The following is a 26,515-nucleotide window of genomic DNA, read 5'->3' as shown; positions in this document are numbered from 1 at the left end:
TAGTAATCCGCTTAAAAACCCCTGCAAGCCACCCCTCATTTCATTTCACAACTGTTATTAATTTGACAAGGATGACTGTAAATAGCGCGGTATAGATGAACGCGAATGCGACCAAGAAAGAGACGGCGCAAAGTACAAACAATGTCTTGCCGATGTCATCGAGTATGCCTGTGATTTCTTCGTTCGCAAATGGTTCAATGATTGCTGCCGTCCATCGATAAAGAAAGCCTGTCAGCAAGGTCTTTAGCGTCGGCAATAGGGCAACAGACCAGATTGTAATAATTAGCCACGCCCCGATGAACACACTTGCTCCTGAGGAATAACGTCCGATAGCCCCCAAACTATCCGTCATGAACGAACCAATTAGTGGAATGTTTTGACGGATCAACTCCTTTATCGGTTCGCTTGTTACACCTGTCAATGCCCATGATATTGTTCCTCCTGCTGTGATGAAGATTGAATAAGCAGCAACCATTGCAGATACAAGGCTAATAAGGGATGTCCGTAACAAGTCGGCCATCTTCGTAAAAGGGATTGAAGGATTTAGTCTCGACAGGATGTCAAACAGCATCGTAGCGGACAATAATGGAATCAGGATTTTATCTGCCAGTATGACTGCGCCATTCGCGAATAACAACATAGCTGGCTGGAAATTCAACATACTGAATGAACCTCCAGAAGCAATTATGCTTGCCGTCAATAATGGATAGATTGAGATGAACATGGATGCGATATTTTGTGTAATGGACCTTATCATTTGAAAATGCTCGAATGCCGGTTGAAGGACAACTGTGAGCACAATGAAAAAAAGAAACATTCTCGTCCATTTACTGAACGAAGGAAATAGAAAATCCAATACTAATACCATAAAAGAGGAAATAATAACGACGATAAAACTGGAAAGTACAGTTCCGATTACGGATTCAAGCATAGCTATCATGGATTCTTCATCCGATCATTTAATAATAAATTTGGATAGTGATTCAATTAACGCTGATAATTGTGGTAGCCAAAGTGATAAAATTACGATTTTGACAGCGAAATGAGCTACTTTTGCTATTGAGTCGTACCCTGCTTCTGATACATGTTTTACAATTATTTCCGAGAAGTAGAATAGAAGGACACTTCCGATCAGTAACTTCACAAATGGACCCGGTATTGGGGCGAATAGCTGCATAAAAGTTTTTCCGAAAGGTACGATGACTGTCATACCGACATACGACAGGAAGATGAAAAAAATGGCTGCGTAAATGATCGGTTGTAAACTTTTGGTGACAAATGACACGGTTAGTAGAAGGAGATAAATGACAATCAGTTGAAAGAGTGTAACCATATTTAGAATGCCAGAGAAAGCCATTGAAAGAACTCAGCGATTTCTAAGAAGAAAATTCTGAGGAAACGGATCATTTCAGCGGCAATGTAAATATAGGCTACGAAGAAAAGAAAGAATGAGAACTCCTTCTTACCGGTCTGTTCGAAGAAAACGTGTAAAAATCCAATGACCAATCCAATACCGGCTATTCTCAGTAAATCATTCAATTCCAATTCGGGTTCCCCCTTCATGTAACAACTTATGAAAGGGCGTGGTGAAATATGATAAGCATAAACGCAAAAACACTTCGCTTCCTAATTTAGGAAACGAAGTGTTTTTTAAAATTAATTATGCTCTTGATACGTATTCACTTTCTTCTGTGTTGATGATTAGTTTGTCACCAACGTTGACGAAGAATGGTACTTGTACGATGAGACCTGTTTCGAGTGTTGCAGGCTTGGAGCCGCCGCTTGCAGTGTCGCCTTTGATGCCCGGTTCAGTTTCAGTTACTTCAAGAGTTACTGTTGCAGGTAGTTCAACCCCAAGGATTTCATCTTTGTAGGAAATGATATGAACTTCCATGTTTTCTCTTAAGAATTTCAATTCTTCTTCGATTTGTCCTGAAGGCAATTCGATTTGCTCATATGATTCATTATCCATGAAAACATGGTCGTCACCGTTTGCATATAAGTATTGCATGCGACGGTTGTCGATTTGTGCCTTTGCCACTTTTTCACCCGCACGGAATGTCTTTTCATTCACGTTTCCGGAACGCAGGTTACGTAGTTTTGAACGGACAAATGCAGCACCTTTTCCTGGCTTAACGTGTTGGAAATCAATGACGCGCCAAATATCCCCGTCCACTTCGATGGTAAGACCTGTTTTAAATTCGTTTACTGAAATCATTCTGTTTCCTCCATTATGTTCGTTATAGGATGATTAATTCTTTTGGTGAATGTGTCAAACGGACATTTCCTTCTTCGGTGATAATTATATCATCCTCAATACGGACACCGCCAATTCCTGGTAGGTAAATCCCTGGCTCAACAGTTACTGCCATATTCGGAACAAGAACAGTTTCCGATCTGAATGATAATCCTGGTCCTTCATGGACCTCTAAACCAATACCATGTCCAGTCGAATGTCCGAATGCATCGCCATAACCTTTTGACTTGATGTAGTCTCGCGCCACTGCATCAGCTTCTATACCAGTCATACCCGGTTTGATCTGTTCTAAAGCCATTTGTTGTGCGGCACGTGTCACTTCGTAGATTTCTTTCATTTTTTCAGACGGTTCTCCAACTGCAACTGTTCGAGTAATGTCTGAAATATAACCGTTGTAAATAGCCCCAAAATCTAAAGTGACCATGTCACCAGACTCAATGACTTTATCGGAAGCGACACCATGTGGTAAAGCTCCCCGCTCACCTGAAGCTACAATCGTATCGAAAGATGATGATGTAGCACCTTGTTTTCTCATGAACATTTCAAGTTCGTTAGATACTTCAAGCTCTGTTACACCTGGTTTTATGAACGTGCAAATATGCGCAAATGCGTCATCTGCAATTTTCGCTGCTTGCTTGAGAATTTCAATTTCTTCTGTAGTTTTTACCATCCGAAGCTCTTCGATGATACCGGATACCGGTTTTAATTCCGCATCTACTTTTTCATTGTACGTGTCATACATACCAAATGTAAGATTATCTTTTTCAAATCCAAGCGTGTTAACATTCATTTCTTTAACTTGCACAGCAACCTCTTCAATGAGTGTCTTTTCGTGTTTCAGGATACGGAACCCTTGCACCTGCTTAGCCGCCTGTTCTGTATACCGGAAATCCGTGATAAATACAGCGTCTTCAGCAGATATGACAGCCACCCCAGCACTGCCTGTAAATCCGGTAATATAACGTCGGTTATAAGGATTTGTTACCAATAATGCATCGATTCCACTTTTCTTCAGTGATTCACGTAATTTTGACAGTTTCATAGCTTTACCCCTTTTCTACGGAGAAGGAAAGCTTGGAGTGCAAGCTCATAACCGCTTGTGCCAAAACCGGATAACTGTCCGATACACACTGGAGCGATTAAAGAAGTATGTCTGAATGGCTCCCGACTATGTATATTTGAAATATGGATTTCGATAACCGGAATATCCACCGAAGCAATAGCATCCCTTATTGCAATGCTTGTATGTGTGTAAGCACCTGGATTAAAAATAATTCCGTCGTAACCGAAGTCATATGCCTCATGGATTTTATCAATTAAGGCGCCTTCGCTGTTAGATTGATAAAAGAAAAGTTCAACGAAGCTCTCTGAAGCAATTGTTTGCAGTTTTTGTTCGACATCCGCCAACGTCTCTGCTCCATAAATATCCGGTTCCCTTTTTCCAAGCCTATTCAAGTTCGGTCCATTCAGAACTAGCAGTTTCACCGCCGCACCATTCCTCTCACCATTTTCTTTCCCATTTTATCACATCGCTACATTGTCGCAACCTATTTTTAGTCGTTATTTGAAGATTTCACCTCGTAAACGGCCGTACCTGTTACGAATCTGCTGACAACCGCAATAATTGAAAGGAATGGAATTGAAATCGACTTGACACCTTCCGATAGAGATGTTGGTGAGAAAATGACCCACTCGAGGGCTACTGCGCAAATCACACTTATAACTATAGCTGTAATGGCTGGCGAAATGCTGACTGTTAATTTTGAAACCAAATAAAAAATACCGAAAGCGATTAGTAGAATAACAAATAATAGTGCCCATTTCGGCGCTTCATGTTTGGAACCAAAAATTAACCATTTTTCCGCCCAACCAACAGGTGACCATTTTATGAAATTGAAAAAATGCAATGATTTTAAAGAGATTAATGTAAATAAAGCTGCAAATAAAGTTGTCCATACCATAGTTCTGCTCATATTTTGTAATTCCTCCTTAAAAGAAGTGTCGGGAAAGATTAGGTTTTTTAAACCTAAAAGGTGGTGTAATGATGCGATTTTTTGTACAATAATATGATAAGATAGTTGTTATCACAATAGCGGATAAGGCTTTCCGATTCGATTAAAATTTCAATCGCAATGATTGCGGTACATGCGATTCTCATTTAAAAAAAGAAGGTGTTGGGTAAATTATGACCAAAAAGCAACAGCCGCCTACATATGGTGGCCAAGCCCTTATAGAAGGTGTAATGTTTGGCAGCAAGAACCATACGGTGACAGCAATTAGACGTAAAGATGATTCACTGGATTACTTTTATGTTCCGAAAGAACAGAAGCCAATCTCTACGAAGCTTAAAAAAATACCTTTTATCAGAGGAATTGTAGCATTGGTCGAATCAGCAGGCATTGGATCCAGACACTTAACGTTCGCAAATGAACGGTATGACGTGATGCCTGGAGAAGAGGTTGTGGAAGAACAGGAATCTTCAAAGTTGGCTATGGTTTTAGGTGTAGCGGCAGTGGGTGTTCTATCATTCTTGTTCGGAAAGTTCGCTTTTACTTTAGTTCCCGTGTTTTTGGCACAAATGTTAGATTTTATAGCTCCCGGTAAAACAGCACAGATTCTATTGGAAAGCTTCTTCAAGCTTGCGTTGTTATTGATATACATTTCTCTTATATCGATGACACCTCTTATCAAACGCGTGTTTCAATATCATGGTGCGGAGCATAAAGTAATCAATACTTATGAAAACGGATTACCGTTGACTGTGGAAAATGTACAGTCGCAGTCACGCCTGCATTTCCGTTGCGGAAGTAGCTTTTTATTATTCACCGTTATTGTCGGGATGTTCATCTATTTCCTTGTTCCAACAGATCCATTCTGGCTACGGATTGTCAATCGAATTTTATTAATCCCAGTCGTGATTGGTGTATCTTTCGAAGTGTTACAATTTACGAATAGCCTCCGGAATATTCCAGTACTGAAGTATTTGGGATACCCTGGTTTGTGGCTTCAGTTATTGACTACAAAAGAACCCGAGGATAATCAAGTAGAAGTGGCAATCGCTTCTTTTAATAAGTTATTGGAAATTGAAGAGCAAGGAATTGAAAATGTCGAGATTTTAAAATCGACGGATGCAAAAGTGCAAAATTCTACAGTTCCGGTCAATTAATAAAAGGAAGTGTCCCGATAAATGGACACTTCCTTTTTATATCGAACAGATATGAATTACTGTGGTTGCTCTTCATTGCCTTTAAGATAATTGAAGTATAACCCGACTTACCAATTACTTCATTTTGTTTGTTTAAGTAAAGCGCCATTTATTTATTTGGGATTGATAACAATACAGAATCACCATTAAAACTTCCACTACAATCTCTGAGAATATATTGTTTTATATCTTTCTCTATTTCAATTGTTAACCCTTGGCAATCATATTCCTCAATAAATTCACCATCTACACTTTGTGAAACATTAATGCTCTTTCCGTCAAACGCCAATGTCTTGACGCCACGTTGTCCCTATACCATACTGAATATAGTTTATTTTTGCATCACTTTGATTTTCTACACTTTCAACAAATTTATCTAAACCCTCCAAGTTTTTAATGTCATTATGACTATTTACAACTTCCTCAATTTGATTTGAAGAACCTTGGTTACATCCAAATAGCGCAAAACTAAGTACTGCTACTAAAATAAATAATCTTCTCATACCATCCCCCCTCATTAGTTATTTGACGATTCACTTTTCTGATATACTCGTTAGTTCAAGGGTCGATTTTCTTCAAATAGTACAGAAAGTGCAATGTTTTATTCGCTTTGTACGGTTGAAAGGGAAACGAGAATTGGTCCAGCAAAATCAGATGCCTCCACCCCTTTCGGATTGTGAAGACGGAATAAGAATGCAGCGCCCGATTCCGATTTCCACACAATATAATCGCTAATGCCACCCTCTCCGGAGGTTTGAAGGTAGAGATCCGCGAAACCAAGGGGATGTTCAACCAACTCACCGCTGTAATTAAACACCTCACCGATCTGACTTAACTCTTCCTCACCTGCTACTTCAAGTTGAGCTAAATCATCTTCGGATGGCAGTGACTCAATATCAACGTAATATTCTGGGTTACTACTCAATGATAGACGACCTGTCGCTTCATTAAATGTAAAGTTCTCAAAAACATACAAAGAAAATCCTTTCCCATGTTGTAGAGTAGCCGTTAGGGACTGATTCCCCTTAGATGTTAGCAGCTCAACATCTTTTACAGCAGGGCGAATTTCAACATCGGTCGTATTCTGACCCGATGAAGTAGACGAAACCGCGTCAACTTTTACGGCCTCCTTTTTCGTATTATCGGAAGGCCTTATTTCTCCCGTACAAGCAGTAAGTATGAATACCATAACTAGTATCGGGATACTTTTCCAGCCCAAATATCTACTTTTCAATGTAACCAATCCTTTCAAGTTGGACTCTATTTTTCCGATTAGTATTTATTCTCACATAATTCCTCTTGAATGGTTAGACGGATTAAGATTAAATAAGTTTCTTAGTTGTTTGCAATCAGGCTTGTTTGATGAAGGTAGCGTAGAAACTAACTTAAAAAACGCAAAAAAATCGTCCTATCTTATAATGGAGTCAGCCAACCCATATTAGAAAGGACGATTTTTACATTTAATTCAATTTCTTTATTTAATTGTAAAAAGGAACTGGGATGCTTTTAGTTCCTGTGATTATAATCCACATTTCAACTGTGCATTACAGTTCGTGCATGTATTACAGCCGCCCATTTCCTCAACGGTGCCTTGTCTACATACAGGGCATGTATCGCCCACTTCAGAGCCGATTGTGACATTCGTTGAACGTAGGTCCTGAATCGTATTAACGAGTACGACTTTACGTTGTTCGACAACTTCTTCAACATAATCGGAATCCATTTCGTTTTCTTCAGCTTTCAGCGTTAGTACTTGCGAGTCACGGCTGCCATCGACATACACAGTACCGCCTTTCGCTCCGCCTTTATAAAGACGCTCATATACGCTTTCTACCTGTTCGACTGTATAACCGCGTGGTGCGTTAACAGTCTTCGAGATCGAGCTGTCAATCCAACGCTGGATAATGCATTGTACATCAGCATGCGCTTCCGGTGCCAAACTCATTGATGAAATGAACCAATGAGGAAGATTGTCCGGATCTGCTTCTGGATTACGTTTTAAATATTCTTCGACGATACCCGCTTTCACCTCGATGAATTTCCCGAGACGTCCGCTACGGTAATAAGTGAAGGAGAAGTATGGTTCTAAGCCGGTAGAAACGCCAACCATGGTTCCAGTGGATCCAGTTGGTGCAACTGTCAATAAGTGGGAGTTTCTGATTCCATGTTGAAGAATTGCCTCACGGATATCTTCCGGCATTTTTTTCATGAAACCTGTGTTGATGTATGCTTCACGAAGCGCTTTTGTTTCCTCGTCTGTCTTGCCAATAAGGAATGGGAAACTTCCCTTCTCTTTTGCAAGTTCAATTGATTCCCGGTAAGCGGTTGTCGCAATCGTTTCGAAAACTTTATCGACAAGTTCGTTGCCCTCTTCTGAACCATATTCTTTTTCACAGTAGATAAGAAGATCGGCAAGTCCCATAACGCCAAGTCCTACACGGCGTTCACCAAGGGCTTGTACTTTGTTTTCTTCAAGGAAATAAGGTGTTGCGTCAATTACGTTGTCCTGCATGCGGACACCGACACGAACAGTTTCTTTCAATTTATCGTAGTTTACTGTCTTCGTTTCTTTATCAGCGAATTCTGCAAGGTTTACAGCAGCAAGGTTACAAACCGAATATGGTGCTAATGGTTGTTCCAATTTTGTTATCCTGAAGGTTTTTTATCCATTCAGTTCTTACAGTTCGTTTTCCTGTAAGTTCAGCATACATTTTGACTGTTTAATACAGCCTTGCGGTCTCGTGCCTGGATTATAGTCTGTTTTACTATGTAAAACAGGATCACCAGGTATGCGTTGCCCCTGACTGAAGCTTTACCTTCAGCCTTCGGTTCGGATTGGCATTCTCAGCTTCCCCGCTTCATCCCGCAATTTTTAACGTGAGGCGAAGTCCACCACACGGGTTTGTCGCTACGACTTGCTGGCCGTAAGCTTTTGCATTCGTTTCGCTGTTCGCATTGTCGATAAAGAAAATTCCCGGTTCTGCAGAGTACGTTGCACAAATGTTGATAAGATCCCAAAGTGCGCGTGCTTTAATCGTCCGGTATACACGGACTTCATATCCTTGGCGCTCCCATTCTCTTACATCTCCAACTTTATGCCATTCTTCATTATACGTTGCCATTTCTTCAGGAGAATATTTCTCAACCGCTGGGAAACGAAGCTCATAATAAGCGTCCTGTTCCACAGCTTTCATGAAGTCATCTGTCAATGTAACTGAAATATTAGCACCAGTTAGGAACTCTGGATTGTTAACGGAATAAGTTCCTCCGTCACGTAATTTTGTTTCAGCGTCTCTTAAGATTGCTTCGTTGAAACCGCCCATACCAGGGATTGTCCGATAATTAAGGATTCCTTGGTACATCGCTTCTTCTTGTGTAGTAAGCGGTTTGAATTTCAGTTTTTCATTTGCAAGTTTCTTAATCAATTCGTCTTCTGTATTTTCAATAAGATACCGCAGAATCCTTGGATTTTGCATTTTCGAAATGATGAATTCGTAAATGTCAGGGTGCCAGTCCGCCAACATAATCATCTGGGCACCACGTCTTGATCCACCTTGTTCGACAAGATGTGTCAATTTTGCGATGTCATCGAGCCATGATACTGACCCGGATGATTTTCCGTTGACGCCGCGTGCTAATGTATTTCTTGGACGTAATGTCGAACCATTCGTTCCAACACCGCCGCCACGGCTCATTATTTCCATTACTTGCTTACGGTGATCAGAAATGCCTTCGCGTGAATCCGCAACAAACGGCATTACATAACAGTTGAAAAACGTTACTTCAGTACCCGAACCGGCTCCATATAATACACGGCCTGCAGGGATAAAATTCAAATTCGACAATTGTCCGTAAAACTTGTCGAAAGATGCTTTACGTTGTTCTTCTGTCTTTTCAACAGATGCAAGCCCTGTTGCATTCCGTTTAGCAATCTGTTCGTAGAACACTTCAAGTGGTTTTTCAATCACATCGATTGGTCTTGTAATAATTCCGGTTTCCATGCTTTCGGGATTGTCGATTGCACTACGGTATTCTTTTTCGATCCAAATATCTGCTTTTCGATTCTTTTCATCAAGTGCTGTGATGAAGCCAAGCCCTCTTGCTGGAAATTTCGGATCTTCCTTCACTGTCAGAACAACGAAATCACCAACTTTAAGTGTTTTCTTTTCGATATCCTTGAAGGAATACCGGTCAATCATGACAAGTCGGGATACCCCACTGTGTTCGATTTTCATATCTTCTGTAATTGGATGTACTTGCGGGAATTCGACAATATCTGCATTCAACCGCGTCTTGTCCAGAATCGGTTCTTGATGCTTTGAAACAATTACCATTAACGCATCCTCCTTCTGGTGATATATTTTATAGCAACACAACATGTTGTGTTGAATCTATTCCCTAATCTACTACATATTGAAACACGCTGCAATAAAAACATTTCGACATGAGAAATAAAAAAGTTGATATCATGCAGTTTGCATTGAAAAATAATCCGAAAGTTCCAGTCTATTCGCCGTTCTGAATCTGAACAACACCTCATTAAGGACTAAACTATCGCCCGCTTACACACGGAGTTTTACACCATTCATTTTTCAAAACAATATTTCTATAATACCATGAAGTCTTCATACGTATAAGTATTGATTTTTACAAACTTCGACAAATGGCGGTTTTATAAATTACCATTGTTTTATTTCCATTGAACAAGTGACAGTCATTCTATATAATAAAACTATATATAGAAGGGGGAAAGCGGTTGTGAGTAATTATTATGTTTCAGGTGCAGTTTTACTAATTTTGATATTATATATCGTAATCACAATGGTCCGTTTACGAAAAGCTGTTACCAATTTAACGCAAGAGCAATTTATCGAAGGGTACCGTAAAGCCCAATTGGTTGATGTTAGAGAGCCCAAGGATTATGAAGCGGGACATATTTTAGGTGCACGTAATATCCCTTATTCCCAATTTCGTCAGCGCTACAAAGAGATCCGTCCGGACAAGCCTGTTTACTTGTATGACCAAAACACTGGGAAAAGTTCCCGTGCTGCTTTATTCCTTAAGAAAAAGGATTATACTCAACTTTACCAATTGCAAGGCGGGTTCCGCACTTGGACAGGAAAAGTGAAAAGCAAGTAACTAAATACAAAATACAACCAGTTTAAGTTCTTCCTTTGGAGGAACTTTTTCTATAACTAAAAAATGAATGGAGACCTTAATGGATAACCAACAATCCTTTACTTTATTACCAATCGAGAAATTATTTAATGACTCGCATCCTAACTTTGAAAACTACGCATTCGTTATGAGGAAAGTCATTGAACGCCTTAATGCACGGAAAATGCAAGACTGGAAAATCATTCAGGCAGAAGAGCTTATTTCACATGCGGAATCCGTCATTGATGAATTAATGAAAAAAGGGAAATTGCATTTCGAATCATTGGGGCATATATATGGCACACGTCCGTCTGGGAAAGTCGAAAAAACCGAATCAGATCGGGCTTTCGAATTACGCGTTTCTGAAACAATCGAAAATCAGCTGCTCTATTTCCCCGAATACGAAGTGGCCTTTGCACAATTTCTCTATTATGTAGACAGCGGGACCACCTGGCCGGAGCACCATATCATTGCCCCAACACCTGCAAAAGTGCTGAATTTCATAAATGATGTAAACCGATTACAGCGTGAACTGATGAAAACGACAATCACTTATTTGGTCGATACGGATAGTGGTGTTGTGAAAAAGAGCTTTGCGCAAGATAATACGATTGATCGAGCTGACGTATTTCTTGAGGAAACAATCAAAAACGATATATATCGTTCCGTGGATGAATTCTTCAAAAACGATGGGAACTTCTATAAAGAATACGGTCTCCCATATAAACGCGGTATTCTTTTACACGGTGCTCCAGGCAACGGAAAAACGACTCTCGTCCGCTCAATCACCGGTTCAACGTCAGCCCCTGTCATCTATTGGCAGATTACAGAACATACGGGTAGTTATTCAGTTGAAGAAGTGTTCAATACTGTAGCGAGGATGGCGCCTGCGATTCTTGTCATTGAAGATATCGATTCAATGCCGGAGCATACGCGAAGCACATTCCTGAATACATTGGATGGCGCACGGGTGCGTGATGGACTTTTCATCATCGGGACGACCAATTATCCTGAACGAATTGACCCAGCCCTTATCAATCGCGCAGGACGCTTTGATAGCACATACGAAATCCCGTCCCCTACTGCAGAAGTAAGAAGGGCCTATTTAAAACAACTCGACATCAAAAACCTTTTCAATGATGAACAACTTGACGATATGGCAAACCGAACAAGAGGGTTATCGATTTCCCAATTGAACGAGTTATACATGTCAATCGCGATAAGCTTCCACTACGATGGAATGATTGTCTATCAGCGCAGAATTGAAGATCTTCAAAAACAACACAGACGGTCTTCAAAAGGAGAATGGGATCAAAATGGTGGATCCATCGGATTTTAATCTGTGAGTTAAAAGGAAAGGAGAGCCCCATTTTCGGGACTCTCCTTTTGCATTTCACTTATTATGCATTTACAAGATCTTCTTCTTTGATGTAGCGCAATACCGGTTGACGAGCTGCTTTCGTTTCGTCAAGACGGTTGATGACAGTCGTATGTGGAGCTTCCTGAACGATTTCAGGAGTCTCTTCAACTTCCTTCGCAATTTGAATCATTGCATCGATGAATGAATCAAGCGTTTCCTTCGATTCTGTTTCAGTCGGCTCGATCATCATTCCTTCTTCAACATTCAACGGGAAGTAGATTGTTGGTGGATGGAAACCGAAGTCTAACAGACGTTTTGCCATATCCAAAGTACGGACACCCAATTTCTTTTGACGACGGCCGGAAAGAACAAACTCATGCATACAATGTTGTGTATACGGCAGATCGAAATAAGGCTGTAACTTGCGCATCATATAGTTCGCGTTTAATACCGCATATTCCGTAACGGCCTTCAAACCATCTGGACCCATGGAACGGATATATGTGTATGCACGTAAATAGATGCCGAAGTTGCCGTAAAACGGTTTAACTCGTCCGATTGACTGTGGACGGTCAAATTCGAATGTATATTTATCGTCTTTCTTCACAAGTACCGGTTTCGGTAGGAATGGTGCTAATTCACTTGTTACACCGACAGGGCCTGAACCTGGGCCACCGCCACCGTGAGGACCAGTGAACGTCTTATGCAAGTTCAAGTGAACAGCATCAAAGCCCATATCTCCCGGGCGTACTTTTGCCATGATCGCATTCAGGTTAGCGCCGTCATAGTACATCTTACCGCCAACTCCATGTACGATTTCAGCAATTTCAAGAACATCTCTTTCGAAAAGCCCAAGTGTATTTGGGTTCGTCAACATAAATGCTGCTGTGTCTTGATCAACCTTCGTTTTCAAATCTTCAATATCTACTAATCCGAATTCATTCGTCTTAATCGTAACTGTATCAAATCCAGCAACAGTTGCAGAAGCAGGATTCGTTCCGTGAGCGGAATCCGGCACAAGAACTTTTGTACGGTTGCCTTCTCCGTTTGCTTCATGGAATGCACGGATCATCATTAATGCAGTCCACTCACCATGTGCACCTGCTGCTGGTTGAAGTGTCACTTCATCCATACCAGTAATTTCAGAAAGATGCTGTTGAAGGTCATACATCATTTCCATTGCACCTTGGACCGTCGATTCATCTTGTAAAGGGTGAATGTTCGCGAATCCAGGGATACGTGCAACAGCTTCATTAATTTTAGGGTTATATTTCATTGTACATGATCCAAGCGGATAGAAACCTGTGTCAACACCATGGTTACGGTTGGATAAGGCTGTGTAATGGCGCATAATATCAAGCTCAGAAACTTCAGGAAGATCAGCCGATTCCTCCCTTAGAAATCCATTTGGCAAATGGCTGGACAAATCGATTTCCGGCACATCAAGTTCAGTCAGACTATATCCGATTCGACCTTCTTTTGTAATTTCAAAAATTAGCGGTTGGTTATCTTTATGCATGAAGGGCCTCCATTTCCTGCACAAGTGCATCGATTTCTTCTTTTGTACGCTGTTCAGTGACTGCGATCAAACAATGGTTGGATAGCTCAGGATATGTCAAACCAAGATCATATCCACCGATGATTCCTTTATCAAGAAGTTTAGCGTTCATCTCTTTTACAGACTTGTTAACTGCAACAACAATTTCATTGAAATGCGCTCCACCGAATTTCACTTCAAAACCTGCTTTTTCAAATGCACTTTTCGCATAAGCCGTTTTCGCGATATTTTGGTAGGCGATTTCTTTCGTACCGACTTTACCTAAAGCAGTCATCGCAACAGAAGCTGCAAGAGCATTCAATGCTTGGTTCGAACAGATATTGGATGTCGCTTTGTCACGACGGATATGCTGCTCCCTTGCTTGAAGCGTCAATACATAACCGCGTCTACCTTCTTCGTCAGTCGTTTCCCCTACTAATCGGCCCGGCATTTTTCTCATCAACTTTTTCGTTGATGCGAAATAACCACAATGCGGTCCGCCAAATTGTTCAGCAATGCCGAATGGTTGAGCGTCCCCTACAGTAATGTCTGCACCCAATTTTCCTGGAGGCGTCAACACACCAAGAGCAAGAGGGTTCGCTGAGACGACGAGCAATCCACCTTTGTCATGAGCCATTTCACCGATTTTTTGAATATCTTCAACTTGTCCAAAGAAGTTAGGATATTGTACGAGTACACCCGCTGTATTGTCATCGAGTAATTCTTCAAGCTGCGCCATATCCGTCACACCGTCTTTTTGCGGGATAGTCACAACTTCGATATATTGTCCAGCCGCATAAGCCGTAACTACGTCACGAGATTCAGGATGCACTGTTTCAGAAACAAGAATTTTCTTGCGGCGTGTATGACCTGCTGCCATAGTCCCGGCTTCTGCAAGTGCAGTTCCGCCGTCATACATGGAGGAGTTCGCAATGTCCATGCCAGTCAATTCACAAATCATTGTTTGGAATTCGAAAATCGCTTGCAATTCACCTTGTGAAATTTCAGGCTGATATGGTGTATAAGCCGTGTAAAACTCGGAACGTGAAATTACATGGTCAACGATGATTGGCTTGTAATGATCATAAACACCAGCTCCAAGGAATGATGCATATGTACGAGCATCAGCATTCTTAGCCGCAAGTTGAGCAAGTTCCTTCGTCAATGCCGATTCAGATTTTGCCTTCTTAATATTCAATTCACCCTTAAAACGGGCTTTTTCGGGAATATCTTCAAAAAGTTCATCAACCGTCGCAACGCCGATTGTTGACAGCATTTCTTCGCGATCTTTATCCGTCATAGGAATATAACGATGCTTGAGCTTCATGTCCACATATCTCCTCTTCATTCAATTATCGTTTATAAAATGGTGTTGCAATTAATACTGCTTTCAAACGTTTTCCTCGAATTTCAACCTCTACTTCTGTTCCAACAGCAGTATGTTCAGTTGCAAGTAGTGCGAAACCGATATTCTTTTTCAATGTAGGCGATTGTGTACCAGTAGTAACTTCACCGATTTCCTGATCACCGACATACACTTTATAGCCAGTACGTGGAATTCCTTTATCAATCATTTCAAGGCCGACAAGTTTTCTTGATACGCCTTCTTCTTTTTGTCTTGCAAGTTCTTCTTTTCCTATGAAATCGACTTCTTTATTCAACTTCACAACAAAGCCTAAGCCTGCTTCAAGTGGTGAAATATCTTTCGATAATTCCTGACCATAAAGAGGTAACCCAGCCTCAAAACGAAGAGTATCACGTGAACCTAATCCAGCAGGTACAACGCCTTCTTCATTGCCTGCGTTCAGGATGATCGGCCAAAGGGCAACAATGGATTCTGGAGACCCATAAATTTCAAAGCCATCTTCACCTGTATAACCTGTACGGGAAATAAGGACATTGTGTCCAGAAACATCGACATTCTCTTTAAAACGGAAGAATTTGATTTCATCTAAAGGTTGAGATGTCAATTTCTGCAGGACTTCCTGCGCTTTTGGTCCTTGTAAAGCGATCAAACCAAATTCGTCTGAACGGTCTTCAATAACTACATCATCAGTTACATATTTCTTCATCCACTCAACGTCTTTTTCAATGTTTGAAGCATTTACGACCAATAAATAGTCATTATCTTTTCTTTTATAGATTAATAGATCATCTACGGTTCCGCCGTTCTCATAGCACATTGCAGTATATTGCGCCTGACCGTCCTTCAGTTTTGAAACATCATTCGTAACAAGCTTTTGCAAGTAATTTAGAGCACGATCTCCGGATACGAAGACTTCACCCATATGCGATACATCAAATAGACCTGCTTTTGTTCGAACCGCTTCATGTTCAGCTTTAATGCTTGAGAATTGAACTGGCAATTCCCAACCGCCGAAATCGATTGTTTTACCGCCATACTCCTTATAGCTATCAAAAAGCGCGGTACGTTTTAAAGTTTCTGTCACAGCCATATTCCCCCTTAGATAATTGATAAAAAAAGACAGAAGTCCCCTTAATAATAAGAGAACCTCTGTCCATGTACCTGAAAGTTTGACCTTGCGGCTTTCCTCGTTGGTGGCCGTTAATATGGCGCTCTCCAGAGATGCGTCATGGATGGGTCTTTTTACCTGAGAGATTCATAACCTTAGTTACTTGCTCCTTCGGCGACGCCCGATGCGTGCTCTCCCCAATCCAATCATCCGCGATATGCTGTTAAGTGTTAGGTATCTGAAAAAATTCTGGCAACTACATGCCCTTTCGCCTTATATCTTAACATTTCATAGGTGGAAGCGCAATCCTTTTTAATGTAACGGTGATTTCACGAACATTTTTTATAAAACATTGTAAAACGTTCGTGTTTAACTTGTTCAAATTATTTTTCTACGTCCATTTTCGTCAAATAACTATAAAATTCATCAATAGGCTATTAATTTTTCAATCGTTCAATCTGAAACGCTATATACTGTGTAATTTCTTTCAATGTTCGATCCGCAGTCTCAACTTTAATATGAGCACTTTTGAGATAGAGCGGCATCCTTTGATTGAAAATAGACTCCAACTCACCCCTTGATGACCGTTGAACGATTGGACGGTTGATATCCGTGGACACCCTGCGCCAAATATCACGGAAATTAGCATTCAAATAAAAGACAAGGCCTGTCTTTCTCATAATACTTCTATTTTCCTCACGCATCGCCACTCCCCCGCCTGTGGCAATAATACAAAACTCATCATGAAAACTCCGTAAAAAATTCGTTTCCATTTCCCGAAAACTCTCTTCCCCATACGTTTCGAATATTTGGTGTATCGTCATCCCGGTTTGTTCGGAAATCTCAGCATCCATATCATAAAAGGGTATATTCAATAAAGTGCTTAACCGTTTGCCAATTGCACTCTTTCCACTCCCCATGAAACCGACCAAGTAAACTTTCTTCATTATTTTAACCGCCTTGCCCCATAATCTTTTTTGTTTCCTTTTCGTAATACGTTTCAATTGAATCGAATGTTCTGTATAAATTACTATGCCATGAAACGAGGGTAAAAAGAAAGAGGCTTACGATAAATAGTAAAATAAGTGCAGCGACAAGGATTATGCCTTCTTCATTCCGAATACGAGCCAATTGCAAATCTCCTCTCCCTTACACTACCGTCTAGCATCTTTACCTTCAAGAGCAATTCATGCCCGTCTACTATGAAGGTCGTGTTAGCCACATTAGTGAAAAGTGGGATGTAGCCACTATCATGGGTCGTTTTCCGGATTAAAGTACCCGCTTGCCCAACTTGAATCTTTCCCCTTTTGTTGATAAACGATATAGATTGATTCCCTGCAGCTACATTAAAATCCTCAACTTCCAATAATAACGTTTGAAGATCGATTGCAAATAACTCCCATTCGGTAGCGAAATAATCTTCCAATTGGCGTTCAATAGGTGATTTCCAGTAGAAAAAAAGGACAACAAATTGAAGAAAAATAGCAGCAATCAGTAAATGAAAGATTGACTCTAAAAACGTGAATCCTTTTTCATTTTTTAAAAGTTTATGCACTTGATAACTTCCGTTTCGATAGATTTATACATGACACAAATGGAATCAGCGTTAACTGTCCATATATAAGTAACCTCTTCTATACGATTTACTCCTTCACTTAAACCGTATGACTTGTGAAGGATAGCGGCATGATATACGGTTTCGGCAGCATGCATTTCCAGTCGTTTCATCTCGAGCCTCGCTGACATATGGGAGTAAAAAGGAAAAAGCGTCCCGAAGATAACCATTACAATACCAAGGGAAAGAATCGATTCAGGCCATGAATAGCCATTTTCATTGATCATAGACAAGCATCCTCCCATGTTGTAACTGCAAGGTGATAACTTTGTTCCCAGTAGATGTCTGGATAACAAGGGTCCCTGGGTTAATAATATGGCCATTCGGATGAAACTCAACCGCCCTCAACCTATTACCAGCAACCCATCTCATGCCTTCCGGAAAGTCAATTGTAGAATACGTTACATTGATGGGGGTAAATAGGCTGTAGGATCTTCCCGAATTCCGAAACGAAATAGAAGTGTGCACTTCGTGAGCTAACGCATATGCTTGGGCATGGTGAATTGTTGCTATGAGCATTTGAAGTGCCTCTTCCTCACTTTGTTTTTGAATCCAACGGTCGCCAATCGGAATGATGACGACCGTAAGGATGATAACTACACTTAATACTAATAGCATTTCAAGGAATGTGTAGCCTGATTGATTATTTGCTTTCATCTTTTCGACTTACAATTCCATTACTATCTATCTCAATTTCTGTTCCATCAGGACACTTTGCTTCTATGGCTTCTTCAGCAGGATCAGGTAGTAAATCGGGGATGAGATCACTTACTGACTCTGGTAATTCATGGTTCTCCATCATATACGCCGCAACTTGCCCCTGAACCATTGATATATACGCATCACAACCCATTTCATCTATTTTTTCCGCATGCTTCATCACATTCGGTAATGCTATCAATACTAAAACAGAGATTATCAACAAAACTATCATCATTTCAATTAATGTAAAGCCTTTCTCCCCTTTAATAAATTTCAATTTATCCTCCCCCTAAATTTTATCGAACATGCCATATACAGGTAAAAGTAACGCCAAATACGCTGATAAAATGCAGATGGCAAGTATTGTAAACAGGATCGGCTGCAACATTGCAAGCCATTTTCCTATCTCTTCTTCTACCACCTCATTCAGTTTTTCGCTATAGATAATAAGTTCTTTCGCAAGGTGACCAGTATCAGAACCATGCTTGGCGTATGCACCTAATTCATCAAGCAACCCACTCGTCAAATAGATCGCCTGATCGAAAGATTCACCGTAAACGACATGTTTCTTAATCGTGCTTGCAACTTCACTCATGATGGGGTCTACTTTTTGTACTACCAAAACTTCAAGGGCATCTTGCATGGATAGTCCTGATTGCAACAGGCTTCCTATCTCACCAGCGAAATCTCGTGTTTTAAGCTTTGTAAAAAACCACCGAATTAAAGGCAGTTTCAATAAAAAACTGATTTTTGACGACGGCATAAGCTTCCGGTAGAATATCAGCCCGGCAGTTGCCACTATAATAACCACTAAAACCGAACCTACAACGACATCTGGAATTTTGGAGACGATAAGGGGTAACATATCGACAAACCCAGACCCCTCTTCATTTCTTGATATCGATAATGCCTGTAAATTCGGAAGGAAATAGTTTCGATAGGCAAGGAGCAAGATGGTCATGAAGAAAAAAAGGACGAGAGGATAAAGAAGGAGATTTCTTAATTTCTTTCTTCTCTCATCGGTCTTTTTCAACCGTTCCGCTATCCCCTTCAATGTTTCTGCTAATCGCCCATCTACTTCCGAAACAACAACCGGCAAAAGGACGCTCTGAGAAAATCCAAGCCTTTCAAGAATTGACGTAACCCCTTGTCCACTTTTCAGATCAGTTTCCACCCGTTCAAGTAGTTCTGAATAACTTTTTGAATGATGAGGCAGCAATAGAACCAGACTCTCATGAAATGTATAACCTTCCTGTAATAAAATCGATAGCCTTTCTAAAAAGGCAGGACGGTTTTCAATATTTTGCGATGTACCGACGAAAACCTTAAATCCTTTCTTAGCCATATGTCTTTTCGGTTTGTCTGCTGTATTTCTTTAAAACTGATTCTATTTTTATCTCCCTTGGGATGGATACCTTTTCGCCTTTACTGATCGATTCGGCGATAGTCTCCAAAAGATTGCCTTGAACAATTTCAAACACCACGCCTGCACTACCATCTTTTTTCTGTATCAACCGCTGTGCGGAAATGCAGACGATTGTCTGTCGTAGCTCTTCCGAAGTGATTCCAAAATCCATTAATCTGTAAAAACAACCTTCCGGATCCTTTGAATGGACCGTCGTCAAAACAAGATGGCCCGTCAAAGCCGCCGCCACGGCTGTTTTCGCGGTTTCAGCATCTCTAATTTCACCAATCATAATGACATCTGGTGAATGTCTAAGAATTGCTTTCAGACCAGCGGCATAAGTCATGCCGGATCTTTCATTCACTTCGATTTGCAGCAAATGAGCATGATTATTTTCTACTGGATCTTCCAATGTAATGACATGCCTTTCAAGATGATTGACACAATGTGCGGTTAGTGAATAAATAGTAGTCGTTTTTCCACTACCAGTAGGCCCCGTGACGATGATCAGCCCCTGCTGTTCCTGAGTTGCGTATCGAAATTTTTGTTCCCATATTGGGTCGATACATAGTTTTTCAAGGGGCAAGATTCTATCATGCCTTTGCAATCGTATTACGACACTTTCTTTCATATGGACAGAGGGAATAGTTGATACGCGAAATGAATAATTTTTATCCTGAACTTTTTTATGAAATGAGCCACTTTGAGGTTTACGTTTATCGCTAATATCTAATGATGAAAGGAATTTGTAAAAGGAGATCATACGGGTGGCCAACTGTGGGGGATATGTGCCAGCCCGCTCTAATTTCGAATTCTTTTTGAAACGCACATCATAACCTTCACGCATTGGAACAAGATGGATATCAGTCGCATCATTGAATATTGCACGTTCCAAAAGTTCAAAGCATTTTATTTCAATGAGGTTAGTACGCATTTCCATTGAACACCCCTTTTTCGAATTTAGGGGTGAAAGACCGCTTTTCACCTTATCGTGAGTATACGATGAAATTATTTATAAAGGAATAGTTTGAAGCAAACTCGAAGTTTACATGCCGTTTTCGGCCCATTAGAAATATTAAACCGCTTTTTCCATAGTAAATTTAAATTTTACTGTCTTTCCAAACAACTCCAATCCATCCATTTGTCACAATGTTGACTTGATAAGAGTTTACTTTTCAAGTTGCTATCCATTATAATGAATAGGAGATCTTTGAACTGTTTCATGTTAAGGAGGGACGCACTTATGGATAATATGTTCAAGCTATGCGGTTTTTGGACGGGTATCTTCGCTGTTATGTTCTTCATCGGTGGAATGATGCCAGCAACCGTCATTTTCGTAGCCAGCACTATTTTCTTCCTATTGCTTGGATATTTGAATCTTACAGAGCGTATGTATATGTACATGTTCGGAGCTTACCTAATGATTTTCATGGTGGGTTTCAGCTACTACTCAACATTCATTCATGTACAAGGCGGACATTAATTAATCGTCCATCAAAAAAAACAGCCTAATGGCTGTTTTTTTATTTCAGAAATGGATTGGATACTTTTTCGGCGCCCGGCGTTGTCGATGGGCCGTGCCCCGGATATACTTTGCAATCATCAGGCAATGACAAAAGCTTCCCTTGAATTGAATTAAGGAGCATATTTGTGTCGCCGTTAGGCAAATCGGTTCGTCCTATACTTTGTTTGAAAAGTGTATCCCCAACGATAGCGAATTGTGCATCTTTAAAGATAAATGATACACTTCCAGGGGAATGGCCGGGTGTATGTCGGATTTCAAATTGAAACGGTCCTATCGTTATTTGGCCTTCCTGTAAAAAATGATCGGCCGCCTTATTGGAAACGAGCGGTAGTCCGGGATATCTCGACGAACCGTTAAGATCCGGATTCATCAGCCAATATTGCTCCTCCCGATGAATATAAACCGGAATGGAAAAGTGGTCTCTAACCTCATCTACAGCTCCAATATGATCAAAATGTGCATGCGTCAAAAGAATAGCCAAAGGTTTACCATTCATGTTTTCGATTTTCTGTATAATCCTGCTTCCCTCTTCCCCAGGATCTACCACCAGACATTGGCCTTCACTGTCTTTTACAATATAGCAATTTGTTTGAATCGGACCTAATGGATATGTACGTATTTTCAACATTTTTCACCCTCCTTTAAGTAATAATAATGAACTCGGATACCATTTTCAAACAAACGTCACTAATATGCCTCGACAAAATCTTTTTTAAACAGTACAATAAGAGAGGAATATTGCTAAATCGGCATTCATTTTTTCTCTATTTGAAAGGAGTGTCTTCATTATGAACGCAAGTTTGATTTTAATGGTAATCTTCGGCTTAGTAGCGATTCTTTCCGTTGTCGGAACTGTACAAGGTTTTAAAGAGCGCAATATCCTAAGCATCGTGTTCAATTTGGCGGCTGCTGTTATCTTTGGCGGTTTCACAATTGCTACGCTTGTTTTCGGAGGATATCCGGCAACTCTACATTAATTAAAATTGGTAAACAAAAAACATCCCCTTCACTCACCTGCAGGGGATGTTTTTCAATTATCGAATTCAATCCAGTTCCTTCTATCGCCAGATTCAACCTCTATTACTTCTTCGAAAGTATACCCATTCAAACATCTTTTACCGGAAGGTGAACACGTGATTGAATCCGCATCCAATCCTTCTGTTATTATTTTCGAGACTCCAACTTCATGAAGATATAAATTAAACTCCGAACTAAGCTCGTCCAACTGCCCGCTTCTCAAAGCTCCTTTAAAAAGAAAACTTTCTCCATTAATCCATTCAATTTCCGGAATGACCCATTCCGAATAATTGCTGACTAACGGCATATTCCAATTGGCTAACACCGTGTTAGTATCATTGCGTAATGAATATGAAAAATTATCGGCTTCAAGGGACTGAACAATCAGTAACTTATCTTCATACGTATCGAAGTAAATGACATTTTCCGCATCAAAAGTTTCTGTCGCTCCTGCTGCTATATTTAAAATTTGTATTTTTCCTCCATCAAGAGGATGTTCCGAAAAAACAATATTGGCAATTCGACTATCACCTATCCATTTTGGAAACGGATCATCCATCTCAATAACCGAAAGACTCTCAGTATGGCCATCAAAGACGAAGAGATCAAAAGACCAATCTTCATGGAAAGCGGTAAGTAATATTTTTTCCGGGTCCAAATCATTCCATTCAATCGCTAATTCTGTGGAATTAATTTCAACTTGATGTCGGACTACGCCGTCCATTGAAATCACTTTAACAATTGCAAGATCCGATTGATCACTCGTATGTACAAGCAAATAATTCATTGAAGGATGAACAATAATATCCGTTATAAAGGACTCATCTTCATAAACAAGGTTCGATTCTCCCGTTTCCAAATTATATGACTTAACTTGATAAACTCCATTCCTCTTTTCCACATAAAGGATTTCAGAATCAGTAAGCCAGTCGGCAATGAAGTGAAACGAAGAGGGGTCCGCTTTGAAAATGGGAAGAGGCTTAGGTGAAACTATGTTTTCTACATCTGGTTCATTAATCGGCCCATCAATTGGTTCATTCGGTTTTTCGATTTCAGGTTGTTCAACTGTTTCTTTTTTTGTTGTACAACCCGTCAAAGCGATTAACGCCAATATAAGCAAGATTACTATTCTTTTCAATACGTCCCCTCCCCCCCATCCTTATAAAAAAACTGCACGGGAAACGAACCCGTGCAGAACTTAGTCGTTTTAATGCATCTTTGTCTTTGACTTTTCCTGGTCATCATCTGTGAATCTGAGCAAGTCTCCATTGATGATCAGATCGGAATAGTCAAGTTCAGTTGTGGCGCGTTCAACGTAAGGCTCACAAGCTTCGTTATCTGTTTCTTCTCCTGTAGAGATATCATAACATACTTCATTGGTGAAAATATTGTTTTCCGTCACCAATCGACCATCTCTGAAAATGACAAAAGGTTCATGATCAGGAGAGAAAACATCAGCACCCATTTGCATATCTTCTTTTGTGTCAACGCCTAATAAATGCAAGATTGTTGGTCTTAAATCCAATTGTCCTGATAATTCATCCATAGTTTTACCTTTTCCGTATCCTGGAATATGGATGAACATTGGCACTTTCTGCAATTCAACATTATCAAACGGTGTAATTTCTTTATCCATGTACATACCCATCGCTTTATTATGATTTTCAGAGATACCGTAATGATCTCCATACATCACAATAATAGAGTTATCGTATAAACCGCTTTGCTTCAAGTCATCAAAGAATATCTTTAACGCCTCATCCATATAGCGGACTGCTTGAAAATACTTGTTTACCGTTTTCGAATTAGAATCATACTGCGGAATCATCATATCCTCTTCATCCAAATCGAAAGGATGGTGATTCGTTAATGTGATCAAACGAGTTGCAAATGGTTGTGGCATTTCTTTCATTAAATCCACAGATTGCTCTAAAAATGGAATATCCTTCATACCCCAGTTAACCGCTTGACCTTCACCGATTTCATAGCTTTCCACATCATAGAACTTTTCAGTCCCAAGAGCTTGGTACATAATATCCCGGTTCCAGAAGCTTCGGTTATTGGCATGCATTACACTTGTAAAATAACCATTGTGACCAAGTTTTTCAGATAATGAGTTAAACGTGTTTCCACTGTTTGTGAAGAAAACAGCTCCTCCATTTCTACCATACAAGGAGTTTTCCAATATGAATTCGGAGTCGGATGTTTTCCCAAGACCTGTTTGGTGATAGAAGTTATTGAAATAAAATGTATCCTTGTCTTTTGTCAAACTGTTTAAGAATGGTGTGATTTCATACTCATTCATCTTATTATTTATAACGAAGTTTTGAAGAGATTCCATCGAAACAATGATCAAGTTACGACCTTCCGCAGCACCAAACATTTTCGGATTCGGTTCCGCATAATTCGCATTAATATAGTTTGCGACCTCGGTCAACTCACTACCATCCGCCAAAGCACGTTGCGCATGTGTTTTCGACTGGATGAATAAATCATAAATATGGTAGTTGTACGTCCCGATATTCTTCACAAGCAGTTCCCTATCGAAACTTCTTGTTAGAAGTTGTGGTCTTTGAGCTTCAGCCAAAGCTAAATTCACCATCAAAATTGTAGCAGCTACAACAAAATAAAGCTTACGGCCAATGTTACGACGATTTAAAGCACTTTCCCTCTGAGGGATGAACTTGATAGCTAATGCAATGATGATGACATCTGCGAAAAAGAAGATGTCTGTAAAGTGCATATTAGCAGTTGCCGAGGAAGATAAATCCCCGAAATTATTAGTTTGGAACAACAATGGCAATGTGATGAAGTCACTGAAAAACCTATAAAACACTGCATTACTGAACATAATAATAGATGTGATCAAACTGATTGAAATTATATAGATATTCTTACGTTTCGTACTCTTTATGAATAGCGCGAGGCCGTACAGGAATAATAGAAAACTTAATGGATTTATGAAGAGTATTAACTCCTGTACCATATTATCGATTTTCATATTGAAGCTAGTAATGTAGCCTATATATGTTGTGAGCCATGTAGCGACAATTGCAATGCCGAGTACGGAATGTTTGGGCCACGTTACTTTTTTCATACTTATCTTCCTTTCATTATTGAAGCTTTTTGTAATTTCACCCTGTCAATTGTACATGCACTACATATTATAGACGGATTAGAGGAGAAAAAGTTGCAGATTATCTTTAAAAAATTACTTCTAAATAGTCTTAAAAAGTAAACTTATCGTATTTAATTTAATTCCTTTTTCAATATAAGTAGCGCCCGTAGGTAATCCTCTTTAAGGATTAAGCCGTTATCAAATAGCTCTTTCACCTCGGACATCATCAGCTCAATGTCTGTATTTCGGTCTCCGGTATATATGAAAATCCCAAAACGTTTAAGGAGTTGCAGAACACTAAAAAAGTCTTTCATCTCTTTCATATTCTTTCACGTAACATTCGGCATTGAATGACTCCATTTTCAGTAATAATCTTATTGACTGGTATATCATGTTCTTCAACAGGAACGTTAAGGGCCGTCTGAACTTTAAAAGCGAGGGATAAACGTTCCCCGGGATAATCAGTCAAGTAACGATCATAATATCCGCCACCAAAGCCGATCCGATAGCCTTCATCGGAATAGACGACTCCTGGCACAATTTGCAGGTCGATAGCCGTTTTTTCAACCGTTTCGGTTCGTTCGATGACAGGCTCTCTTAAATCCATATAGACTGTTTCTAAATCATCAAATGAAGTAATGATTCGGAAATCCATTTCCCTGGTCGAAGAAATACACTTGGGTACAGCTACCTTCTTACCCGATTTCCACGCAGCTTCGATTATAGAAATTGTATCGACTTCCGGAAAACGAGATATCGTTACACCAATTGTTTCCGCTTTGCAATATTCCTCAGAAGCTAGTAGGAGTTTTACAATCGATGAAGATTTACTTGCATATTCGGATGTATCCATATCTTTCATATTAGACAATATTTGTTTTCGTTTAGTCAATTTCCCCATTATATTATTCCCCCATTTTGAAATAAAAAACCAAAACCCGTGAAGAGTTTTGGCATGAGCGATTATTTCGTTTCACGATGCAAAGTTTGTTTCTTTTCACGTGAGCAATATTTTTTCATTTCAAGACGTTCCGGATTGTTACGCTTGTTTTTCTTTGTAATATAATTACGCTCTCCACATTCTGTGCAAGCAAGTGTAATATTTACGCGCATTGTTGTCCCTCCCACTCATTCAGCAATATA

32 protein-coding genes, 2 pseudogenes and 1 riboswitch are annotated in these 26,515 nt (G+C 40.0%); of the genes and pseudogenes, 5 read left to right on the top strand and 29 right to left on the bottom strand.

The genetic code is table 11. From position 1 onward, the window contains the following. Positions 1-40: 40 nt before the first annotated feature. The 7 genes from ACFPZG_RS12530 to ACFPZG_RS12500 form a co-directional block, all read right to left on the bottom strand. Positions 41-940, bottom strand: coding sequence for a stage III sporulation protein AE (locus tag ACFPZG_RS12530; RefSeq protein ID WP_283732176.1), 900 nt, complete (start codon positions 938-940; stop codon positions 41-43). Positions 941-955: 15 nt separating this feature from the next. After that, positions 956-1,333: a SpoIIIAC/SpoIIIAD family protein gene (locus ACFPZG_RS12525; RefSeq protein WP_317940742.1), complete on the bottom strand. Its 378-nt coding sequence runs from the start codon at positions 1,331-1,333 to the stop codon at positions 956-958. Positions 1,334-1,335: 2 nt separating this feature from the next. Continuing rightward, complete coding sequence (locus ACFPZG_RS12520) at positions 1,336-1,545, bottom strand: SpoIIIAC/SpoIIIAD family protein (protein ID WP_301243517.1); 210 nt, start codon at positions 1,543-1,545, stop codon at positions 1,336-1,338. Positions 1,546-1,660: 115 nt separating this feature from the next. Then, complete coding sequence (gene efp / locus ACFPZG_RS12515) at positions 1,661-2,218, bottom strand: elongation factor P (protein WP_283732178.1); 558 nt, start codon at positions 2,216-2,218, stop codon at positions 1,661-1,663. A gap of 22 nt (positions 2,219-2,240) precedes the next feature. Further along, positions 2,241-3,299 carry a M24 family metallopeptidase gene (locus tag ACFPZG_RS12510; protein ID WP_283732179.1) on the bottom strand — a complete coding sequence of 353 codons (1,059 nt, stop codon included), beginning with the start codon at positions 3,297-3,299 and terminating at the stop codon, positions 2,241-2,243. Then, positions 3,296-3,742 carry a type II 3-dehydroquinate dehydratase gene (gene aroQ, locus ACFPZG_RS12505; RefSeq protein WP_283732180.1) on the bottom strand — a complete coding sequence of 149 codons (447 nt, stop codon included), beginning with the start codon at positions 3,740-3,742 and terminating at the stop codon, positions 3,296-3,298. The genes ACFPZG_RS12510 and aroQ overlap by 4 nt, the downstream gene beginning before the upstream one ends. A gap of 68 nt (positions 3,743-3,810) precedes the next feature. After that, on the bottom strand, positions 3,811-4,230 hold the full coding sequence (locus tag ACFPZG_RS12500) for a hypothetical protein (RefSeq protein WP_283732181.1): 420 nt from the start codon (positions 4,228-4,230) through the stop codon (positions 3,811-3,813). 212 nt (positions 4,231-4,442) lie between these two features. Between ACFPZG_RS12500 and ACFPZG_RS12495 the strand changes: the two genes are divergently transcribed. Then, positions 4,443-5,423 carry a DUF1385 domain-containing protein gene (locus ACFPZG_RS12495; RefSeq protein ID WP_317940743.1) on the top strand — a complete coding sequence of 327 codons (981 nt, stop codon included), beginning with the start codon at positions 4,443-4,445 and terminating at the stop codon, positions 5,421-5,423. Between the two features lie 148 nt (positions 5,424-5,571). Here the strand turns inward: ACFPZG_RS12495 and ACFPZG_RS12490 are convergent, their stop codons facing one another. The 5 genes and pseudogenes from ACFPZG_RS12490 to ACFPZG_RS12470 all read right to left on the bottom strand — a co-directional run. Then, positions 5,572-5,751, bottom strand: coding sequence for a hypothetical protein (locus tag ACFPZG_RS12490; protein WP_283732182.1), 180 nt, complete (start codon positions 5,749-5,751; stop codon positions 5,572-5,574). Then, positions 5,741-5,965, bottom strand: coding sequence for a DUF4362 domain-containing protein (locus ACFPZG_RS12485; protein ID WP_283732183.1), 225 nt, complete (start codon positions 5,963-5,965; stop codon positions 5,741-5,743). Before ACFPZG_RS12485 ends, ACFPZG_RS12490 begins: the two co-directional genes overlap by 11 nt. 98 nt (positions 5,966-6,063) lie before the next feature. Next, on the bottom strand, positions 6,064-6,696 hold the full coding sequence (locus tag ACFPZG_RS12480) for a hypothetical protein (RefSeq protein ID WP_317940744.1): 633 nt from the start codon (positions 6,694-6,696) through the stop codon (positions 6,064-6,066). 285 nt (positions 6,697-6,981) lie between these two features. Beyond that, a pseudogene (locus ACFPZG_RS12475) lies at positions 6,982-8,100 on the bottom strand (vitamin B12-dependent ribonucleotide reductase); the annotation flags it as partial. Between the two features lie 256 nt (positions 8,101-8,356). Beyond that, a pseudogene (locus ACFPZG_RS12470) lies at positions 8,357-9,796 on the bottom strand (vitamin B12-dependent ribonucleotide reductase); the annotation flags it as partial. A 424-nt stretch (positions 9,797-10,220) separates the two neighbouring features. On the opposite strand from ACFPZG_RS12470, the gene ACFPZG_RS12465 reads away from it, so the two are divergent. Beyond that, positions 10,221-10,601, top strand: coding sequence for a rhodanese-like domain-containing protein (locus ACFPZG_RS12465; protein WP_283732185.1), 381 nt, complete (start codon positions 10,221-10,223; stop codon positions 10,599-10,601). A gap of 79 nt (positions 10,602-10,680) precedes the next feature. Continuing rightward, the gene (locus tag ACFPZG_RS12460; protein WP_283732186.1) at positions 10,681-11,958 is read left to right on the top strand and encodes an AAA family ATPase; all 1,278 of its coding nucleotides are present in this window, start codon (positions 10,681-10,683) and stop codon (positions 11,956-11,958) included. Positions 11,959-12,019: 61 nt separating this feature from the next. On the opposite strand, the gene gcvPB is transcribed toward ACFPZG_RS12460, so the two are convergent. The 11 genes from gcvPB to comGA form a co-directional block, all read right to left on the bottom strand. Beyond that, the gene (gene gcvPB / locus ACFPZG_RS12455) at positions 12,020-13,498 is read right to left on the bottom strand and encodes an aminomethyl-transferring glycine dehydrogenase subunit GcvPB (protein WP_283732187.1); all 1,479 of its coding nucleotides are present in this window, start codon (positions 13,496-13,498) and stop codon (positions 12,020-12,022) included. Next, complete coding sequence (gene gcvPA / locus ACFPZG_RS12450; RefSeq protein WP_283732188.1) at positions 13,491-14,843, bottom strand: aminomethyl-transferring glycine dehydrogenase subunit GcvPA; 1,353 nt, start codon at positions 14,841-14,843, stop codon at positions 13,491-13,493. Before gcvPA ends, gcvPB begins: the two co-directional genes overlap by 8 nt. Positions 14,844-14,868: 25 nt before the next feature. Further along, positions 14,869-15,966: a glycine cleavage system aminomethyltransferase GcvT gene (gene gcvT, locus ACFPZG_RS12445; protein WP_283732189.1), complete on the bottom strand. Its 1,098-nt coding sequence runs from the start codon at positions 15,964-15,966 to the stop codon at positions 14,869-14,871. Positions 15,967-16,106: 140 nt separating this feature from the next. Further along, positions 16,107-16,200, bottom strand: a riboswitch (glycine riboswitch). 227 nt (positions 16,201-16,427) lie between these two features. Then, positions 16,428-16,937 (bottom strand): shikimate kinase, encoded by a 510-nt coding sequence (locus ACFPZG_RS12440; RefSeq protein WP_283732190.1) that lies wholly within the window; start codon positions 16,935-16,937, stop codon positions 16,428-16,430. Between the two features lie 4 nt (positions 16,938-16,941). Then, entirely contained in the window at positions 16,942-17,121 is a 180-nt protein-coding gene (locus ACFPZG_RS12435; RefSeq protein ID WP_283732191.1) for a hypothetical protein, read from the bottom strand. Further along, complete coding sequence (gene comGF / locus ACFPZG_RS12430; RefSeq protein WP_317940745.1) at positions 17,102-17,545, bottom strand: competence type IV pilus minor pilin ComGF; 444 nt, start codon at positions 17,543-17,545, stop codon at positions 17,102-17,104. The genes ACFPZG_RS12435 and comGF overlap by 20 nt, the downstream gene beginning before the upstream one ends. Next, positions 17,530-17,832 (bottom strand): hypothetical protein, encoded by a 303-nt coding sequence (locus tag ACFPZG_RS12425; protein ID WP_283732193.1) that lies wholly within the window; start codon positions 17,830-17,832, stop codon positions 17,530-17,532. The genes comGF and ACFPZG_RS12425 overlap by 16 nt, the downstream gene beginning before the upstream one ends. Further along, positions 17,822-18,262: a hypothetical protein gene (locus ACFPZG_RS12420; RefSeq protein WP_283732194.1), complete on the bottom strand. Its 441-nt coding sequence runs from the start codon at positions 18,260-18,262 to the stop codon at positions 17,822-17,824. The genes ACFPZG_RS12425 and ACFPZG_RS12420 overlap by 11 nt, the downstream gene beginning before the upstream one ends. Next, the gene (gene comGC / locus ACFPZG_RS12415) at positions 18,249-18,584 is read right to left on the bottom strand and encodes a competence type IV pilus major pilin ComGC (protein ID WP_317940746.1); all 336 of its coding nucleotides are present in this window, start codon (positions 18,582-18,584) and stop codon (positions 18,249-18,251) included. The genes ACFPZG_RS12420 and comGC overlap by 14 nt, the downstream gene beginning before the upstream one ends. A gap of 12 nt (positions 18,585-18,596) precedes the next feature. Next, on the bottom strand, positions 18,597-19,652 hold the full coding sequence (gene comGB / locus ACFPZG_RS12410) for a competence type IV pilus assembly protein ComGB (RefSeq protein WP_283732195.1): 1,056 nt from the start codon (positions 19,650-19,652) through the stop codon (positions 18,597-18,599). Further along, a complete protein-coding gene (gene comGA / locus ACFPZG_RS12405; RefSeq protein ID WP_317940747.1) occupies positions 19,645-20,652 on the bottom strand; it encodes a competence type IV pilus ATPase ComGA in 1,008 nt (335 codons plus the stop codon). Before comGA ends, comGB begins: the two co-directional genes overlap by 8 nt. 303 nt (positions 20,653-20,955) lie before the next feature. On the opposite strand from comGA, the gene ACFPZG_RS12400 reads away from it, so the two are divergent. Then, the gene (locus tag ACFPZG_RS12400) at positions 20,956-21,195 is read left to right on the top strand and encodes a DUF2626 family protein (RefSeq protein WP_283732198.1); all 240 of its coding nucleotides are present in this window, start codon (positions 20,956-20,958) and stop codon (positions 21,193-21,195) included. A gap of 40 nt (positions 21,196-21,235) precedes the next feature. Here the strand turns inward: ACFPZG_RS12400 and ACFPZG_RS12395 are convergent, their stop codons facing one another. Beyond that, complete coding sequence (locus ACFPZG_RS12395; protein ID WP_283732199.1) at positions 21,236-21,865, bottom strand: MBL fold metallo-hydrolase; 630 nt, start codon at positions 21,863-21,865, stop codon at positions 21,236-21,238. Positions 21,866-22,025: 160 nt separating this feature from the next. On the opposite strand from ACFPZG_RS12395, the gene ACFPZG_RS12390 reads away from it, so the two are divergent. Then, on the top strand, positions 22,026-22,214 hold the full coding sequence (locus tag ACFPZG_RS12390; protein ID WP_283732200.1) for a DUF2759 family protein: 189 nt from the start codon (positions 22,026-22,028) through the stop codon (positions 22,212-22,214). Positions 22,215-22,267: 53 nt separating this feature from the next. Here the strand turns inward: ACFPZG_RS12390 and ACFPZG_RS12385 are convergent, their stop codons facing one another. The 5 genes from ACFPZG_RS12385 to rpmG form a co-directional block, all read right to left on the bottom strand. After that, the gene (locus ACFPZG_RS12385) at positions 22,268-23,392 is read right to left on the bottom strand and encodes a YqgU-like beta propeller domain-containing protein (protein WP_283732201.1); all 1,125 of its coding nucleotides are present in this window, start codon (positions 23,390-23,392) and stop codon (positions 22,268-22,270) included. A gap of 69 nt (positions 23,393-23,461) precedes the next feature. Further along, positions 23,462-25,351 (bottom strand): LTA synthase family protein, encoded by a 1,890-nt coding sequence (locus ACFPZG_RS12380; protein WP_283732202.1) that lies wholly within the window; start codon positions 25,349-25,351, stop codon positions 23,462-23,464. A gap of 152 nt (positions 25,352-25,503) precedes the next feature. Next, entirely contained in the window at positions 25,504-25,695 is a 192-nt protein-coding gene (locus tag ACFPZG_RS12375) for a YqgQ family protein (RefSeq protein WP_283732203.1), read from the bottom strand. Beyond that, positions 25,692-26,273, bottom strand: a complete 582-nt coding sequence (locus tag ACFPZG_RS12370; protein WP_317940748.1) for a 5-formyltetrahydrofolate cyclo-ligase — start codon at positions 26,271-26,273, stop codon at positions 25,692-25,694. The genes ACFPZG_RS12375 and ACFPZG_RS12370 overlap by 4 nt, the downstream gene beginning before the upstream one ends. Positions 26,274-26,335: 62 nt before the next feature. Beyond that, positions 26,336-26,485, bottom strand: coding sequence for a 50S ribosomal protein L33 (gene rpmG, locus ACFPZG_RS12365; RefSeq protein ID WP_060210366.1), 150 nt, complete (start codon positions 26,483-26,485; stop codon positions 26,336-26,338). Between the last annotated feature and the right edge of the window lie 30 nt (positions 26,486-26,515).

The sequence above is a fragment of the Sporosarcina thermotolerans genome (assembly GCF_042658975.1).
In the GTDB taxonomy this organism is placed as follows: Bacteria; Bacillota; Bacilli; order Bacillales_A; family Planococcaceae; genus Sporosarcina; species Sporosarcina thermotolerans.
This window is presented reverse-complemented; position numbering and strand designations above follow the sequence as displayed.

Coding starts and splice junctions, on each gene's coding strand:
- ACFPZG_RS12525 (WP_317940742.1), bottom strand. CDS start 1,333: ATGGTTACACTCTTTCAACTGATTGTCATTTATCTCCTTCTACTAACC.
- ACFPZG_RS12380 (WP_283732202.1), bottom strand. CDS start 25,351: ATGAAAAAAGTAACGTGGCCCAAACATTCCGTACTCGGCATTGCAATT.
- ACFPZG_RS12420 (WP_283732194.1), bottom strand. CDS start 18,262: ATGAAAGCAAATAATCAATCAGGCTACACATTCCTTGAAATGCTATTA.
- ACFPZG_RS12510 (WP_283732179.1), bottom strand. CDS start 3,299: ATGAAACTGTCAAAATTACGTGAATCACTGAAGAAAAGTGGAATCGAT.
- ACFPZG_RS12425 (WP_283732193.1), bottom strand. CDS start 17,832: ATGATCAATGAAAATGGCTATTCATGGCCTGAATCGATTCTTTCCCTT.
- rpmG (WP_060210366.1), bottom strand. CDS start 26,485: ATGCGCGTAAATATTACACTTGCTTGCACAGAATGTGGAGAGCGTAAT.
- efp (WP_283732178.1), bottom strand. CDS start 2,218: ATGATTTCAGTAAACGAATTTAAAACAGGTCTTACCATCGAAGTGGAC.
- ACFPZG_RS12375 (WP_283732203.1), bottom strand. CDS start 25,695: ATGAAAGAGATGAAAGACTTTTTTAGTGTTCTGCAACTCCTTAAACGT.
- gcvPB (WP_283732187.1), bottom strand. CDS start 13,498: ATGCATAAAGATAACCAACCGCTAATTTTTGAAATTACAAAAGAAGGT.
- ACFPZG_RS12530 (WP_283732176.1), bottom strand. CDS start 940: ATGATAGCTATGCTTGAATCCGTAATCGGAACTGTACTTTCCAGTTTT.
- ACFPZG_RS12395 (WP_283732199.1), bottom strand. CDS start 21,865: ATGTTGAAAATACGTACATATCCATTAGGTCCGATTCAAACAAATTGC.
- gcvPA (WP_283732188.1), bottom strand. CDS start 14,843: ATGAAGCTCAAGCATCGTTATATTCCTATGACGGATAAAGATCGCGAA.
- comGA (WP_317940747.1), bottom strand. CDS start 20,652: ATGGAAATGCGTACTAACCTCATTGAAATAAAATGCTTTGAACTTTTG.
- ACFPZG_RS12390 (WP_283732200.1), top strand. CDS start 22,026: ATGAACGCAAGTTTGATTTTAATGGTAATCTTCGGCTTAGTAGCGATT.
- ACFPZG_RS12440 (WP_283732190.1), bottom strand. CDS start 16,937: ATGAAGAAAGTTTACTTGGTCGGTTTCATGGGGAGTGGAAAGAGTGCA.
- comGB (WP_283732195.1), bottom strand. CDS start 19,652: ATGGCTAAGAAAGGATTTAAGGTTTTCGTCGGTACATCGCAAAATATT.
- ACFPZG_RS12400 (WP_283732198.1), top strand. CDS start 20,956: ATGGATAATATGTTCAAGCTATGCGGTTTTTGGACGGGTATCTTCGCT.
- ACFPZG_RS12500 (WP_283732181.1), bottom strand. CDS start 4,230: ATGAGCAGAACTATGGTATGGACAACTTTATTTGCAGCTTTATTTACA.
- ACFPZG_RS12370 (WP_317940748.1), bottom strand. CDS start 26,273: ATGGGGAAATTGACTAAACGAAAACAAATATTGTCTAATATGAAAGAT.
- ACFPZG_RS12460 (WP_283732186.1), top strand. CDS start 10,681: ATGGATAACCAACAATCCTTTACTTTATTACCAATCGAGAAATTATTT.
- ACFPZG_RS12495 (WP_317940743.1), top strand. CDS start 4,443: ATGACCAAAAAGCAACAGCCGCCTACATATGGTGGCCAAGCCCTTATA.
- ACFPZG_RS12485 (WP_283732183.1), bottom strand. CDS start 5,965: ATGAGAAGATTATTTATTTTAGTAGCAGTACTTAGTTTTGCGCTATTT.